The following is a 14,751-nucleotide window of genomic DNA, read 5'->3' on the forward strand; positions in this document are numbered from 1 at the left end:
ATACGTGGCTATGGTCGAGAAAAAGATACATACGGTGGATATACAGGGTGAATACGGCACCATGACGGTGTCCGAGCGGGTGCTGCAAAAAATCTGGCAGCGCGGCGATTTCCTGCAGGAGCGGTTGCGTACGCTGGAGGGGCAGCGGTTGTCGATTCAGAGCCGGGGCCGGTGGAACCACCAGGAAGGGCCGGACTTCCGGGAGGCGAGCCTGATGCTGGATGGCCGCGCGCTGGAGGGAGACGTGGAGGTGCACTTTTACCCGCAGGACTGGTTCCTGCACGGGCACGACCGGGACCCGCATTTCGACCGGGTGGCACTGCACGTGTGCCTTTTTCCGCCTCTGAAGCCTCAGAAGCCCGCTGTCACTGCGCAGGGGCATTGGCCACCGACGCTGGTGTTGCTGGACCGGCTCAATCAGGACCTGGAGAGCTACGCCTCGGATGAGGCCCTGCTCGCGCTTGAGCAGACGGAGCGGCTGGCCGCGCTGGATGTGATGGCCGTGATGCCGTTGGAGGATCGCCTGGAGGAGCTGCGCGAGCGGGCGGGGCGGCGTTGGCGTCAGAAGGCCGCCTTTGCCCGTCGCAGGTTGGGTGAGATGGAGTGGGAGAGAGCCTGTCACCTGACGGTGCTGGAGGTGCTCGGCTATCGCCGTAACCGTGGCCCCATGGCGACTCTGGCGCGGCGTTATCCGCCCGCGATGATGGCCCGATTGAGTGCGGATGAGCTTTATGAGGAGATGACGGGGCAGTGGGCGCTGGCAGGGCTGCGCCCCCCGAACCACCCGCGTCGCCGCCTGGCGCAGTACCTGCACCTCCTGCACGAGCGTCCGGACTGGCCGGAGACGCTGCGTGAGTGGGGCCTTAAAAAGGGCCTCTGCGCAAAGGCCTCGCTCCCGACAGGCGCTGCGCGTAAGCGCGGTCTGGGTACGGCCCGCAAGTCCCTTTCGGATAACGTGCTGGCGGGTGCGGTGGGCGGCAGCCGACTGGACACGCTGGTGGTGGACGCCCTGCTGCCGCTGCTGGCGGTCAAGACCGGGGCGGAGCTTTTCGGGGCGTGGTTTCACTGGTGGTCCGGCGATATGCCCGATGCTCTGAAGCATTTTCTGGCGCAGGCCGATATCGTGGGTAAAGGGCGCCCGGCGGCCAACGGATGGTCGCAAGGGGGCTGGCAGCTGCTTTTGGAAAGCGGCTTGTAATTGGGCGGTTTTGGGGGAACATTACCGCTACCCATGAAACTGTTAAAGTGGCTCCTCATTCTCCTCTCCGTCGTGGTCGTCCTCGTGGTGGCCGGCGTTCTCTTTGTTCTTAATAGTGCCAGCTTCCAGAAATCGATCGTACTCGGTGCGCTCGAGAAGCAGGCCGAGGTGCCCGAGTTCGGGTACTTTAAAGCCGGGCTGAGCGATGTGACCATCCGCTCGCTGGCGGTGGAAAAAGACGGCATGGTCGTCGGGCTCGACGAGCTGACCCTGAAGTATTCGTTCTGGGACTTTCTGCTGAACAAGGAAGTCCGGGTGGACGATCTGGCCGTGAGCGGTCTGGTGGTGAATATGCGCGGGCCGTCGGTCCCGATGGGTCCCGGACCGGTGATCCCTCAAAAGAGCAGCCCGAGCGAGGTCTCGCCGCAGCCGTTGTCAGAAAAGACATCCGGCAAGGCCGAGCATGAGTCTTTCGAGCCGGAGCCCTTCAAGGGTCTTTTCACCCATGGGGTGCTGCCCTTTAAGCTCTACGTGGGCAAGGTCGATGTGGACGCCCAGGTGTTGCTGCCCGGCCGCCAGAACGTGAAGGCGACGCTGAGCGGCGGAGGGATCGAGCCCGGCGCCAGTGGTCAGCTTGTGCTGACTGTGAACTTTGAAGACGGGGCTGAGCAGGCGCAGCTCAGCCAGGGTAAGCTCGACGCGACGCTGACCCTGACGCAGGACGAGGACGCTGCCATCACACGTGTGCAGCTGGCCGCCACGGTCGAGGGGGACAGTGCGGTGGTCGCCGATGCCCCGACCCTTGCCTTTAATGCGGATCTGGCTCAGCAGGCCGACAAGACCGAGACTTACCTCGTCACGCTGGCCGAGGCCGCCAAGCCGGAGTCTCCGCTGATGAAGCTTGATGCGGGTTTCGATCCGGCCAAGGAGCGCCTCAAAGGCACGCTGACGCTGGCTGCGAACGATGCGCAGGTGGCCGCCGTCGCCCCGCAGGATAAGCTCCCGACCTTCCAGCTCGATGGCGATCTGGACTTTGACCTGGATTCGGACGGTGGCGATGGCTCGGTGCTGGGTAAGTTCCGGCTCGTGCTCGACCAGCTTACGCGGGTGCGCCCGGAGTTGGCAGAGCTGGGGCAGGTGACCTTGAGTGCGAATCTGGAGGCCGAGGGTGCCGACAAGGTCATGACCCTGAAACACGCGACCGCTGGCCTCGCCAGTGCGAATCAGGGGCAACTGCTGGTGCTCGAAACATTAAAGCCGATCTCCGCCCGGTGTGGCGAAGACGTCGAGATGCCCGAGCTGAGCGGTGAGCTCGTCCGGCTGACCCTGAATGCCCTGCCGCTTTCGCTGGTGGAGCCGTGGGTGCCCGGCATTACGATGAGCGGCCAGCCGCTCTCGACGCAGGTGCTCGTCAGCGGCGTCGATGATGGTGCTTACCGGATCACTTTCCCACAGGGGCTCAGCGTGGCCGACCTCTCCGTCTCCAAGGACGGACAGGCCCTGCTCAATGCGCTGACCGTAGCTGCCCAGCCGACTGTGACCTACAAGGGTGACGAGGCCGAGGTGATGGTCGAAGGCCTTAACCTCTCCAGCCGCGGGGTCCCGTTGGCTCAGGGTGAGCTGAGCCTGAAGGCTGACTCGCTCGACGAAGCCCAACCCGATGCCCAGGTCAAGGCCCGCCTCTCCGGCGACCTGGCGCAGCTGCTGAAGCAGCCTGCCCTGAACGCCTATAACAACGTGGCTGCCGGGACCTTCTCGACGGAGGCCGATGTTGACTACGAGGAGGGTAAGGGGGAATTCGAGCTCAAGGCAGAGCTGAAGAGCCTCATCGTGCGCCAGCCCATGAAGCAGGTGCCGCTCATGACTCTGGAGGCGAAAGGCGAGCTCGATGCCGACCGCAAGATAGAGGTCGAGGCACCCTTCGTCCTGAATACTTCCGAGGGTAACACTGATCTCCACCTCAAGGCCGAACTCGAAAAGAGCGGTGCCGTGCAGACCTTTGACGTGACCCTGGAGGGCGACCAGCTCGACCTCGACGGGGTGCAGCTGCTTGCTGCAGCTTTTAAGAATCCCAATGCCGCCACGGCTGCGCAGCCTTCGTCTGCACCGACAGCGCCTGCTGCCACGCCGACGCAGCCCACCGGGAAACGGTCTTCTGTCAGCCCCACTGCGACCGCAGGCACGCAGGCTGATAGCGCTCCCTTCTGGCAGGGCTTTGCCGGTCAGGCTTCGGCCAAGATCGGTAAGATCTACATGCAGAAGTACCGGCTCGACGATGCGACCTTTAAGCTCGATCTGACCGAGAACAAACTGAGTGTCGATCCGCTTGCAGCGACCTTTGCCGGGGCCCCGCTCAAGGCTGATGCGCTCATCACCTTCACTCCCGGCGCAAGCCCCTACGACCTGAACAGCAACCTGAGCTTCTCCCAGTTCAATGTGGGGAAGTTCCTCGTGCAGGAGCAGCCGGGCGCGACTCCGCCGGTGACGGGCATGTTTGATGTGACCGGCACGGCCACTGGCAACGGACCGACCATGAACGCCCTGCTGGAAAAGATTCAGGGTAAGTTCAGCCTCGTCGGTAAGGACGGTAAGCTGCGTGTGCTCGCTGCTGCTGGCCAGGAGGGGCTCGGCAATCTGGCGGGGATTGGGCTCGGGGTTGCCTCCATGTTTCAGAAAAATCAGCGGACAGGTGTGCAGACTGCCCAGAAGCTTATCCAAATGCTTCAGCAGATCGACTACGACCGCTTCGCCATCGTGGCCGAGCGTGCGCAAAACCTCGACATCAACCTGAGCGAGCTGGCCCTGACCGGCCCGGAGATCCGTATGCAGGGCACGGGTAAGGTCACCTACGCCGACGGCACCGCTCTCCCGAATCAGGCGCTCAGCGGGCAGATCAATCTCGCCGCCAAGGGCAACGCTGCCGAGCTCTTCTCGGATCTGCGCATGCTGTCTAACCCCAAGCCCGACGCGAACGGCTACTATGAGGCATTCTCGTTCCCGCTGAAGGGTACGCTGTCCAAGCCCGATTTCTCTGCCCTTAATCAGAAGCTGGTGAGTGCCGCCGTGGCCACCGCCACGGATAGTGACTCTGGCCGAATGAATAAAGACCAGCCCGGGGCTACGACCGGGACCGAGTCTGGAGAGGAGACCACCGAGCCCGCACAGAGCAATGAAGACGCTGCCCGCAATGCCGTGAAGGGCTTGCTCAACGGGCTGTTTAATAATAAGTAAGATTCTATTTTTGATGGCGAATAATACTCCCCAGCCGACACCCCCGCGCATGTCAGTGAGCCAGGCTTCCGCGCCGTTTCACATCATGACCAAGCCCATGGGGCCGCTGTGCAACCTCGACTGCAAGTACTGCTTTTATCTCGAAAAGGAGGGCCTCTTCCCCAGTAACGAGCGCTTTAAGATGCGCCCCGATCTGTTGGAGGCCTATATCCGCGACTACATCGCGGCCCAGCCCGGCCACACCGTGTCCTTTGCCTGGCAGGGTGGGGAGCCGACCTTGGCTGGTGTTAAATTCTTCCGTCAGGTAGTCGAGCTCCAAAGGAAGTACGCCGCCGGGCGCCAGATCGAGAACGCCCTGCAGACCAACGGCACGCTGCTCGATGACGAGTGGTGCGAGTTCCTGGCGCAGGAGGGCTTTCTCGTGGGCATCAGTATCGACGGCCCCGAGCAGCTTCACGATGCCGGGCGTGTGGATAAGCAGGGGCGCTCCAGCTACCGGCAGGTCATCCGTGGTATCGAGATGGCCCGTAAGCACAAGGTCGAGTTTAACACCCTGACCGTGGTCAGCAGTGCAAACGCCGAGCAACCGCTGGAGGTGTACAAGTTTTTGCGAAACATCGGCTCGACCTACATCCAGTTTATCCCGCTGGTCGAGCGTGCCGCTGACGAGGCCTCCGCCGAGCTCGGGCTCAGCCTCGGCCTGCCGCCGGACTTCGATAACCCGCCAGCCCCGCACAAGCCGATCGTGACGAAGTGGACCGTCGACTCCCACGCGTGGGGCCGGTTCCTGTGCAAGATTTTCGACCGCTGGGTCACCCGTGACGTGGGCAAGACCTTCGTGCAGCAGTTCGACGTGTCCCTCGGTAAATGGCTGGGCATGCCCGGCGGCACCTGCGTGCTGGCTGAGACCTGCGGTAAGGCCTTCGCACTGGAGCACAACGGCGATTTGTATGCGTGTGACCACTACGTGTACCCGCGCTACAAGCTGGGCAACATCCTGAATACCTCGATCTCGGCGATGGCCGACGGCGCGGAGGCCATGAAGTTCGGGAACGACAAACGCGACAAGCTCACGCAGTATTGCCGCGAGTGCGAGGTGCGCTTCGCCTGTAACGGCGATTGCCCCAAGCACCGCTTCACCTTTACCCCGGACGGTGATTTCGGGCTCAGCCACCTTTGCGCCGGGTACAGGATGTTCTTCAACCACATCGATCCGGCGATGAAGATCATGGCCGACCTCTACCACCAGCGCCGCCCCTCCTCCGAGATCATGGACATTATCAAGAAGCAGCCCAACATCCTCAAGGGGAACAAAGTCGGGACCGCATCCCGACGAGGCTGATCGCAGAGATGCGTACGCTGCGCGAGCCTCCGCCTATCACTTAACGCTGGCCACACAAACCGAACCTTCGTTAGCATTCATGATATGAAGTCCGCCTTTTTCTTATCTGTCCTCGCTGCTCTGCTCGTGCTGAGCGGTTGCTGTAAAAAACAACCGGCTACGCTTCCCGGCCAGACTCCCGAGGGCTTCGCGCTGCTCTATGATGTGACCAGCCAGGAGCAGGACGTGGACAAGTTGCTCTGGATCAAAGAACCGGGGCCAAAGATTTCTGCCTGGGTCAAGGACATCGCTACCTTTAACAAAAAAGTCTCCGTGCAGCTTGAGGCCTGGAAGAAGGACGGCACCATCGAGAATCTGGAGAACCTCTCGCTGCCTCCCGCCGAGATGGAGGCCCGCGCCCGCGCCGCTGCCGAGACGACCGGCGACCTGCTCTTCGACACCGATGCGGACCTGCGCCTGGTCATGATCTATTCGCAGCTGCAGTCGCTCGGGTATTGCTCGGATCTTTGTTACGCCATCGCCCGGCTCCCCTATGGTGAGCCTCTGGCCGACACTCTCAACGAGTGGGTGGATGACTACAACAAGCTCAAGTCCACCGGCATGGAGCTGATCAAGCAGGGTGAGGTGGCTCCGGCTCCTGCGACCCCGGCCCCCGATAGCTCAAAGACTCCGACCGACAAATCCAACACAGCTGGCGGCCACGGTCCCTCCCAGAACTAATAAAGGGAGTACTAACTGGGCTTGTGCAGCCCAGACCCGCAGCAGGCGAAGCCTGCACTTCCGATGCTGCGCATCGCATCAGCGTTTGTTGAAACCAGCGACGCTGGTTTCAACAAACGCTGAGAGGCATCAAAACTGGGTCGCCACCTTTTCTACTGCGCTCGCGTATGGCTTTACCTGAGCAGTGCGTGCGTCAGGAAAGACTAAAATGTCGATTTATGGTTTGTGCGCAGCACGGGCCATGAATCGAAAGTGCAGGCTAAAATGCTGGTCCGACTGGAGCAGCAATGGCGGCGTAGGGGGATTTATCCCCCTCAATGCCACCGGGTGCAACCCGGCGCGGAGCCCCCAAGTGTTACCCTAAAACCTTGGCGAGCAGCTCCTGGATTTTGCGGGGGTCGGCCTTGCCCTGAGTGGCCTTCATGATGGGGCCGATGAGGGAGTTGATCGCCTTCTTGTTGCCTTCCTTGAACTCCGAGATCGCCTTCTCGTGTTTAGAGTCGGCGGCGACCTCACGGATGATGGCCTCAAGCTCGTCGGCGTTGTCCTCGGCCTGCAGGCCCTTTTCCTCGACGAGGGTAGAGGGCATCTTGCCGGTGGCATACATGTCGATAAAGACGTCCTTGGCGATGTGCTTGGTGATGACACCGTCCTCGATCAGCAGGGTGAGCTCGGCGATGTGGGCCGGGGTCAGCTTGCAGTCGCTCAGAGGCAGGCGGCCTTCTTCCTTGCCGCCGGAGAGCTCGCGCAGCAGGTCGTTGGCGATGATGTTGGCCACGGCCTTGGGGGCGACTTTGCCTTTGGTGTCTTCGAGGGCTTCTTCGAAAAAGTCGGCCAGTTCCTTATCCGGGCAGAGGACAGAGGTCACGGTGTAGGGCAGATCCATCTGCTCCATGAAGCGACGCTGCCGGTCAAAGGGCAGCTCGGGCAGCTCCTTGGCGAGCACGTCGAGCTGCTCCTGCCCGATGGTGACGGGCATCAGGTCGGGCTCGGGGAAATAGCGGTAGTCGTGGGACTCTTCCTTGTCGCGCATCTTCGTGGTGACCTGTGTGGTCGGGTCCCAGCGGCGCGTTTGCTGGTAAATGGTCTCACCGGAGGTGACGGCGTGGATCTGACGCTTGATCTCGTAGGCCACGGCATTACGGACGCCCGAGATGGTGTTCATGTTCTTCAGCTCGACCTTCACGCCCAGCTCCTTCTGCCCCTTGGGGCGCACGGAGATGTTGGCGTCGCAGCGCATCTGGCCCTTCTCCATGTCACAGTCGGAGAGACCAGCGGCGAGGATGTTGTTGCGCAGCGCGGTCAGGAACGCGAAGACCTCGTCGGCGTTGTGCATGTCCGGCTCGGTCACGATCTCGCAGAGCGGGGCACCGGCGCGGTTGTAGTCCACCAGGCTGTCGTTGGCGAAGTGGGTGAGCTTGCCCACGTCCTCCTCCAGGTGGATGCGGGTCAGCTCGACCATGCGGTGGTCGCCCATGACATTACGCGAAGCCCCGAGCATCTCGATCTCGACCTCGCCGCCCTCGCAGATGGGCTGGTCGTACTGGGAGAGCTGGTAGTTCTTCGGGCTGTCCGGATAGAAGTAGTTTTTGCGGTCCCACTTGCAGCGCTCGGCGATCTTGCACTTGCACAGCAGGCCGAGCAGCACGGTCTTGCGGACGGCTTCCTTGTTCATGACCGGGAGCACGCCGGGCAGGGCGAGCACGACGGGGTCGGTCAGGGTGTTCGGCTCGGCCCCGTAATAGTAGGGCGCGCGCGTGAACATTTTCGATTTCGTCTTCAGCTGAACGTGGACTTCCAGCCCGATGTCTGCGGTAAATTCCATGATAAAGAAAAGAGGTTAAACGTCAAAAGAGTCGTTGGCGTCAGTTGTTGCTTCCACTGCTAAGCTCGCTGTCATTATGGTCGTAGGACGGAGGTAAACTGTCCACATAGTCGAATGCGTCTTGAAGCTGTTTTCGAGCCTGATCTGTGGCTTCTTGGCTTGCCAGTTCGGTCGATGAAGTTTGCACGTGAAATGTTTGGTTCAGGAACTGCTCAGGCCGCTCGGCCATATAGGCTTTGGCCTTCTTCAAATGCTTACGAATATCTTTATCTTTTTTTGTGTAGTGGCTGGTTTTGTGGAGTTCTACCAGGGACAAAAATGTCCCCCGGAGTATAACTTCGTGGTCGCTGGTGATGCCATTGATGTTTTCGTTTTCGGCTTTTTCCAAGGTTGAGTAGGAGGCGATAAGAGTCAGGAGACGAGCGTCGATATAGTAATCCTCCAGTGTCTCGTCATACTTGAAATTTGCATATCGCAGGGCCAGATCACCTCCGATGTATGCACCAACAATCATCCCCAGGAGCAGTAGTAACCAGCGATTTTTGAGTGCCTTCATCTTATCAGTGAACAACCAATCTGTCTATGACAACGTCGCCACGGCGTCCTTCCAGTTGTGGGCCTGTTCGTAGCGGTGGGCGACGGCGAGCAGCTCGTCTTCGGCGAAGGGCTTGCCGATCAGTTGCAGGCCGATGGGCAGCTTGCTTGAGGTGAAGCCGCAGGGGACGGAAATGCCCGGCAGCCCGGCGAGGTTGACGTTGATGGTGTAGATGTCGTTCAGGTACATCGACAGCGGGTCTTCCTTGGCCCCGAGCTTAAAGGATGGGGTGGGGGTGGTCGGCGTGAGGATCGTGTCCACTGATTTGAAGACGTTCATGAACTCCTCGCGGATGAGGGTGCGGACCTTTTGCGCGCGCAGGTAGTAGGCATCGTAGTAGCCGCTGGAGAGCACGTAGGTGCCCAGAATGATGCGGCGCTTGACCTCTTCGCCGAAGCCCTCGGCACGGCTCTTGTAGTACAGGTCGATGGCGTCCTTGGCGTCCTTGGTGCGGTGGGTGCAGCGGATGCCGTCGTAGCGGGCGAGGTTCGAGGAGGCCTCGGCCGTGGCCAGAATGTAGTAGGTCGGGATGGCGTACTCGGTCATGGGGAGGGAAACCTCCTGCACCGTGTGGCCGTCCTTTTCGTAAAAGGCGATAGCGTCCTCGACCGCGGCCTTGATCTCGGGGTCCAGCCCCTCGGCGAAGCACTCCTTGGGCACGCCGATGGTCCACGGGCCTTCCTTTTCGGAGAGGGCGGCGCGGTAGTCGGGGATCTCGGTCTTGTAGGAGGTGGAGTCGCGGCGGTCGTGCCCGGCGATGGCCTGGAGCAGGAGCGCGGCGTCCTCGACCGTGCGGGCAAAGGGTCCGATCTGGTCCAGCGAGGAGGCAAAGGCGGCCAGGCCGTAGCGGGAGACGAGCCCGTAGGTCGGCTTCAGGCCGACCACGCCACAAAAGGCCGCTGGCTGGCGAATGGAGCCGCCGGTGTCGGAGCCGATAGAGAGGGGGGCCTCCAGCGCGGCGACGCTGGCCGCACTGCCGCCGGAGCTGCCACCGGGCACGCAGTCGGTGTTCCATGGGTTACGGCTGGTGTGAAAGGCGGAGTTCTCCGTGGAGGAGCCCATGGCGAACTCGTCCATATTCAGACGGCCCCACAGCACTGCGCCCTGCGTCTTCAAAAGCTCGGTGACGTGCGCGTCGTAGGGTGATATGAAGTCCTCCAGCATACGGCTGGAGCAGGTCAGCGGCTGGTCCTTGACCGCGAGGATGTCCTTCAGCGCGACAGGGATGCCGTCCAGCGGCCCGGCGGCCTGACCGGCCTTGCGGCGCTCGTCACTGGCCTTGGCCTGGGCGAGGGTCCACTCGGCATCGCGCGAGTTGAAGGCCTTGACGCGGTCTTCTACCGCATCGGTGCGGGCGATGAAGGCCTGGGCGACCTCGACGGCGGAGACGGCCTTGCTGGCGAGCGCGGCGGAGAGCTCGGCGGCGGTCTTATGAATAATGTCACTCATGGATGAAAAGTCGTTTAAAAAATTTAGCCACAGAGGTGTGGAGACCACAGAGAGATTAGTGAGAAGCCGTTGGCCTCAGTGTCTTCTGTGTACCAGTGGCAATCCTCAAGCATCCTCCACCACTTTGGGGACGACGACCTGGTTGTCGCGCTGGGCGGGGGCGTTGCGGAGGGCCTGCTCGACGGGCAGGGGCTTGTGCGGCTCGTCGTCGTCGAGCACGTTCTCCAGCGCAAAGGCGTGCGCCATCGGCTCGACGCCGGAAACGTCTACCTCATTGAGCTTATCCACGTAGGCGAGGATGTTCCCCAACTGCTCGGGAAAGGTCCGTTTTTCCTCCTCGGTCAGGTCGATCCGCGCCAGGCGCGCCACATAGTCGATGTCTATCTTTTCAGACGGCATCCGGTCTTTCTAACACCCCTCGGCCAGAGGTCACGGAGATTTTTCGTCAGGTTTCGTACCTAGGGCCGAGGCTGGCGGCGAATCACTGTGCCGCGAACCCCTGAAAAGCGCCTCAATGGGCCATGAGCAGGATCCAACCCGCGGCCATGGCCAGGCTGGCCAGGCTGACGGGCAGGCCCGCCTTGGCGAACTCCCCAAAGCCGATTTTGATCCCGCAGGCGGCGGCTTGCTCGACCACGATGATCCCCGCCAGACTGCCAAAGATGATCATGTTACTGGAGAACCCGGTACTCAGCGCCAGAGCAGCCCCCAGGGCGTCTGCGCCTGCCCCCGGATGCAGGTAGGGCGTCAGCAGCATGACGGTCGGGTTGTTACCCACGATGTTGCTAAGCACACCGCCCACGCAGAAGAGCGAGAGCGGGTGGTTCAGGTCGATGCCACTTTTATCCAGCCCGGCGAGAATTTCCTGAGGGAGTCCGGTGTTGGAAAAGGCTTGGTTGACGACGAACAGCCCCATGATCAGCAGCAGGAGGTTGCCGTCCACATGCCGCAGCATGTCCTTCGAGGAGGTGCGGCGGCTGATCAGGAGGGTGCCTGCCCCGGCCAGTGCTATTAGCTCGCGCGGCCAGCTGCTGAAGATAAAGGCGACGATCACTACGGTGGCGATGATCCCGGCCTTGGCCGTCTCGATCTTGTCCAGCGGTTGCAGGACCTCCTCCGGTGGCGGTGCATCGGCAGACTTGGGCGCCGCCCAGCGATTGCGGTACATGAAGGCCAGGATGCCCCAGATCAACGGCAACGAGAGCAGCGCGGGCAGACCGGCAACTTTCAGGAAGCCGTTAAAGGACAGCCCCAGCCCCTGCGCGGCGATCATGTTCTGCGGGCTGCCGATAAGCGTGCCCGCAGACCCGGCATTTGCGGCGAAACAGAACGCCAGCAGAAACGGCACGGGGTTGAGCCCGCGGGCCAGCGTGAGCGAGACCAGCAGCGGCGTCATGGCGACGACGATCACGTCGTTGGTCAGCAAGGCCGAGAGGCCTCCGCCGACCGCGATCAATACCGCCAGCAGTACGGGCGGGCTGACGGGCAGGGCAGCGACCTTGTGTACCGTCCAGTCGTAGAACCCCGCCACCGCGAAAGCCGACGAAACCACCATCAGCCCGAACAGCATCCCGATCGTGCGGTAGTCGATCGCGTCCCACGAGGCCTGCGGGCTGATCGCCCCGATGCTCAGCATGGCCAGCGCACCGACGATGGCCGCGCCCGTGCGGTCGAGCTTGAACCCCGGCAGCGTGCCGAAACCCATCGCCACATAAACGAGGAGAAAGACGACAAGCGTCGCGTCGGTGAGTCCGTCAAAATGCATAGGGAAGGGCTTGCTGGTAAGAGTCTTACGAACCAGTTTTATTCAATCTTCCGGATAGGTCACGCTGTTTTTTATGCACAGGGGTGATGTGCACGTAACAAAGGCATCTTGGCCAGAGATGAAAAGAGCACGCAGAAAACTGCGTGCTCTTTGGAAAAACGTTGGCGGTTGCGTTACACCCGCAGTTCGTAGCCCATCTTTTTCATCGACTCCTGGATGGCGTCAAAGGCGGTGTTGACCTCCTTGTCCTTGAGGGTGCGGTCGGGGGCGCGGAAGCTGATGGCGTAGGCCAGGCTCTTCTTGCCCTCGGGCAGGCCCTGTCCGGCGTAGAGGTCAAAGGCTTCGACGCCCTCGCAGGCGAACGCCTTGCCCACGGCCTTGCTGGCAGCCTTGAGCAGGTCGCGGCGCACGGTCTCGGCGGTGGTGTCCACGTCCACGACGAGCGCGAGGTCACGGGTCGAGGCCGGGAAGCTGGTGAAGGGGGTCAGGCGCACGGCCGACTTCTTGCCCTTTTTCTCTAAAAACTCGGGCAGGATGATGAGCTCACCGGCCAGTACGAGCGTGTCCAGATCCCAGTCCTTGGTGGCATCGACGTTGATGAGACCGGCAAAGGCTTTGTAGCCGTTTTTCTTCCAGCAGGCGGCGCGGGCGGAGTGGTCCGGCTGCCAGAAGGCCTCGTCCTCGATCACCTTGTAGTCGAGCTTCTGAGGCTTGATTCCGGCGAGGGTGGCCAGCTCGGCGACGAGCTTTTTGGCGGTGAAAAAGTCCGGGGCCTCGCGGTCGCGCCAGCGGCGGCGGCCGTCGTCCACGGCGATGACAAAGGCGACGCTGGCCAGCTCCCAGAGCTTGCCCTCGACGGTGCGGAAGACACGCCCGGTCTCGCAGAGGCGGGCCGGGTGGTTACCGTTGTTGGCGTTCAGGCGCAGAGCATCGAGCAGGCCGGGGATGAGCGAGGGGCGCAGGTGGCTCTGCTCGGCGGTCAGCGGGTTGTCGAGCTTGAGGGCGTCGGCGCGCTCCTGGCCGAACCACTTGGCGACGCCGGCGCCGTCGGTCAAAGTATAATGCGAGCACTCGGCGAAGTCCGCCCCGGCGAGCTTTTGCACGGCCTGGCGGTTAAAGACGGCCAGTGCGTCGTCCTCACGGGTGAGGCCGGTTGCCTTGACGGGGGCTTCCGGGATCTCCGGGGTGCCGTGCAGGCGGATGAATTCCTCGACCAGGTCGATCGGGCGGTCCACCTCCGGGCGGAAGGACGGGACGAGCACGCTCCACTGGTAGGCGCTGCTGTCCACCGTGAAGCCCAGGCGGGTAAAGGTGTCGGCGATGGCGCTGTCCTCGACCTCAAAGCCGCAGACGCGACGCACGTAGTCCGGCGTGATGGTGATGGTGCGGTCGCCGCGTGGGGCCTTGCCCACGGTGATGCATTCACCGACGACCTCGCCACCGGCGAGCTCAAGGATGAGGGCAATGGCGCGGCGGGCGGCGAAGTCCACCCCGACCGGATCGACATCGCGGCTGAAGCGGTGCGAGCTGTCAGAGAAAAGGTTGAGGGCGCGGGAGGTGCCACGAATCGAACCGGGGCGGAAGTACGCGCTCTCCAGGACGAGGTCCACCGTGGCGTCGTCGACCTCGGCGTCGAGGCTGCCCATGACCCCGGCGATGACGAGCGGGCGCTCGGTGTCGGCGATGACCATCATGCCCGGCGTCAGCTTGCGCTTGTGCTCGTCGAGGGTCACGATCTGCTCGCCCTCTGCAGCGGGACGGACGATGAGCTTGCCGCCCTTGATCTTGGTCGCGTCAAAGGCGTGCAGCGGCTGGCCGGTCTCCATGAGCACGTAGTTGGTCACGTCCACCACGTTGTTGATGGGGCGCAGGCCGATAGATTCGAGGGCTTTCTTGAGCCAGTCGGGGGAGGGGGCGATTTTTACGCCCTTGATGCTCCAGGCGGTATACAGTGGGCAGTCCTCGGTCTGCACATCGACGCCGCTGATCAGACCCTGGCCGGAGCCGGGGTTCAGCTTCACCTTAGGCAGGCGCAGTTCCTTGCCGTAGAGGGCAGCGATCTCGCGTGCCACGCCGATGTGGCTGAGGCAGTCGCCGCGGTTGGCAGTCAGCTCCAGCTCGATCACGGTGTCGCCACCGGGGAAAACGTCGTTGATCGGGGTGCCGATCTCGGGGCGCTGCTCCAGGATGAGCAGGCCGGAGTGGTCCTCGCCCATGCCGAGCTCCTTGGCCGAGCACATCATACCGTTGGACTCGACGCCGCGCAGCTTGCTCTTCTTGATCTTGAAGTCGCCGGGCAGGATGCAACCCTCCAACGCCACCGGTATGCGGTCGCCGACTTTGTAGTTGCTGGCACCGCAGACGATCTGGCGCGGCTCGCCGCTGTCCACCTGCACCATACAGACGCCGAGGCGGTCGGCGTCGGGGTGCTGCTCGCGGGAGAGGACCTCGCCCACGACGAGGTTTTCAAACTGGGGCAGCCCGGTGGACTCGACGCCCTCGACCTCCAGCCCGATCATGGGCAGGTCGTCGGCGAGCTGTTCGGCACTCACGTCGAGATCGACGTAGTTCTTGAGCCATTGGAGGGAAATTTTCATCGGGAAATTCTTTTATTGAATGAGTTTAA

General features: G+C 62.2%; 10 protein-coding genes. 4 read left to right on the forward strand and 6 right to left on the reverse strand.

The window, feature by feature from the left end; genetic code table 11:
- Positions 1-10 precede the first annotated feature (10 nt).
- The 4 genes from K0V07_RS09135 to K0V07_RS09150 all read left to right on the forward strand — a co-directional run bounded on the left by K0V07_RS09135 (position 11) and on the right by K0V07_RS09150 (position 6,491).
- Positions 11-1,198 (forward strand): DUF2851 family protein, encoded by a 1,188-nt coding sequence (locus tag K0V07_RS09135; RefSeq protein ID WP_220621083.1) that lies wholly within the window; start codon positions 11-13, stop codon positions 1,196-1,198.
- A 33-nt stretch (positions 1,199-1,231) separates the two neighbouring features.
- Positions 1,232-4,429, forward strand: a complete 3,198-nt coding sequence (locus tag K0V07_RS09140) for an AsmA family protein (protein WP_220621084.1) — start codon at positions 1,232-1,234, stop codon at positions 4,427-4,429.
- A 49-nt stretch (positions 4,430-4,478) separates the two neighbouring features.
- Positions 4,479-5,771 carry an anaerobic sulfatase maturase gene (locus K0V07_RS09145; protein WP_220621085.1) on the forward strand — a complete coding sequence of 431 codons (1,293 nt, stop codon included), beginning with the start codon at positions 4,479-4,481 and terminating at the stop codon, positions 5,769-5,771.
- Between the two features lie 84 nt (positions 5,772-5,855).
- Complete coding sequence (locus tag K0V07_RS09150; protein ID WP_220621086.1) at positions 5,856-6,491, forward strand: hypothetical protein; 636 nt, start codon at positions 5,856-5,858, stop codon at positions 6,489-6,491.
- A gap of 355 nt (positions 6,492-6,846) precedes the next feature.
- Here K0V07_RS09150 and gatB read toward each other — a convergent pair whose 3' ends face one another.
- From gatB to pheT, 6 genes are all read right to left on the reverse strand, one after another.
- A complete protein-coding gene (gene gatB, locus K0V07_RS09155; RefSeq protein WP_220621087.1) occupies positions 6,847-8,316 on the reverse strand; it encodes an Asp-tRNA(Asn)/Glu-tRNA(Gln) amidotransferase subunit GatB in 1,470 nt (489 codons plus the stop codon).
- 40 nt (positions 8,317-8,356) lie between these two features.
- Complete coding sequence (locus K0V07_RS09160) at positions 8,357-8,872, reverse strand: hypothetical protein (protein WP_220621088.1); 516 nt, start codon at positions 8,870-8,872, stop codon at positions 8,357-8,359.
- Positions 8,873-8,896: 24 nt separating this feature from the next.
- Positions 8,897-10,360: an Asp-tRNA(Asn)/Glu-tRNA(Gln) amidotransferase subunit GatA gene (gatA, locus tag K0V07_RS09165; RefSeq protein WP_220621089.1), complete on the reverse strand. Its 1,464-nt coding sequence runs from the start codon at positions 10,358-10,360 to the stop codon at positions 8,897-8,899.
- 105 nt (positions 10,361-10,465) lie between these two features.
- Positions 10,466-10,759 carry an Asp-tRNA(Asn)/Glu-tRNA(Gln) amidotransferase subunit GatC gene (gatC, locus tag K0V07_RS09170; protein ID WP_220621090.1) on the reverse strand — a complete coding sequence of 98 codons (294 nt, stop codon included), beginning with the start codon at positions 10,757-10,759 and terminating at the stop codon, positions 10,466-10,468.
- Positions 10,760-10,871: 112 nt separating this feature from the next.
- Positions 10,872-12,125: an SLC13 family permease gene (locus K0V07_RS09175; protein ID WP_220621091.1), complete on the reverse strand. Its 1,254-nt coding sequence runs from the start codon at positions 12,123-12,125 to the stop codon at positions 10,872-10,874.
- Between the two features lie 173 nt (positions 12,126-12,298).
- Entirely contained in the window at positions 12,299-14,722 is a 2,424-nt protein-coding gene (gene pheT, locus K0V07_RS09180; protein ID WP_220621092.1) for a phenylalanine--tRNA ligase subunit beta, read from the reverse strand.
- Between the last annotated feature and the right edge of the window lie 29 nt (positions 14,723-14,751).

It is taken from the genome of Ruficoccus sp. ZRK36, assembly GCF_019603315.1.
In the GTDB taxonomy this organism is placed as follows: Bacteria; Verrucomicrobiota; Verrucomicrobiia; order Opitutales; family Cerasicoccaceae; genus Ruficoccus.

What these genes read in the sequence shown, in the direction of transcription:
- K0V07_RS09135 (WP_220621083.1), top strand. Translation starts at nt 11, where the DNA reads ATGGTCGAGAAAAAGATACATACGGTGGATATACAGGGTGAATACGGC.
- K0V07_RS09140 (WP_220621084.1), top strand. Translation starts at nt 1,232, where the DNA reads ATGAAACTGTTAAAGTGGCTCCTCATTCTCCTCTCCGTCGTGGTCGTC.
- K0V07_RS09145 (WP_220621085.1), top strand. Translation starts at nt 4,479, where the DNA reads ATGTCAGTGAGCCAGGCTTCCGCGCCGTTTCACATCATGACCAAGCCC.
- K0V07_RS09150 (WP_220621086.1), top strand. Translation starts at nt 5,856, where the DNA reads ATGAAGTCCGCCTTTTTCTTATCTGTCCTCGCTGCTCTGCTCGTGCTG.
- gatB (WP_220621087.1), bottom strand. Translation starts at nt 8,316, where the DNA reads ATGGAATTTACCGCAGACATCGGGCTGGAAGTCCACGTTCAGCTGAAG.
- K0V07_RS09160 (WP_220621088.1), bottom strand. Translation starts at nt 8,872, where the DNA reads ATGAAGGCACTCAAAAATCGCTGGTTACTACTGCTCCTGGGGATGATT.
- gatA (WP_220621089.1), bottom strand. Translation starts at nt 10,360, where the DNA reads ATGAGTGACATTATTCATAAGACCGCCGCCGAGCTCTCCGCCGCGCTC.
- gatC (WP_220621090.1), bottom strand. Translation starts at nt 10,759, where the DNA reads ATGCCGTCTGAAAAGATAGACATCGACTATGTGGCGCGCCTGGCGCGG.
- K0V07_RS09175 (WP_220621091.1), bottom strand. Translation starts at nt 12,125, where the DNA reads ATGCATTTTGACGGACTCACCGACGCGACGCTTGTCGTCTTTCTCCTC.
- pheT (WP_220621092.1), bottom strand. Translation starts at nt 14,722, where the DNA reads ATGAAAATTTCCCTCCAATGGCTCAAGAACTACGTCGATCTCGACGTG.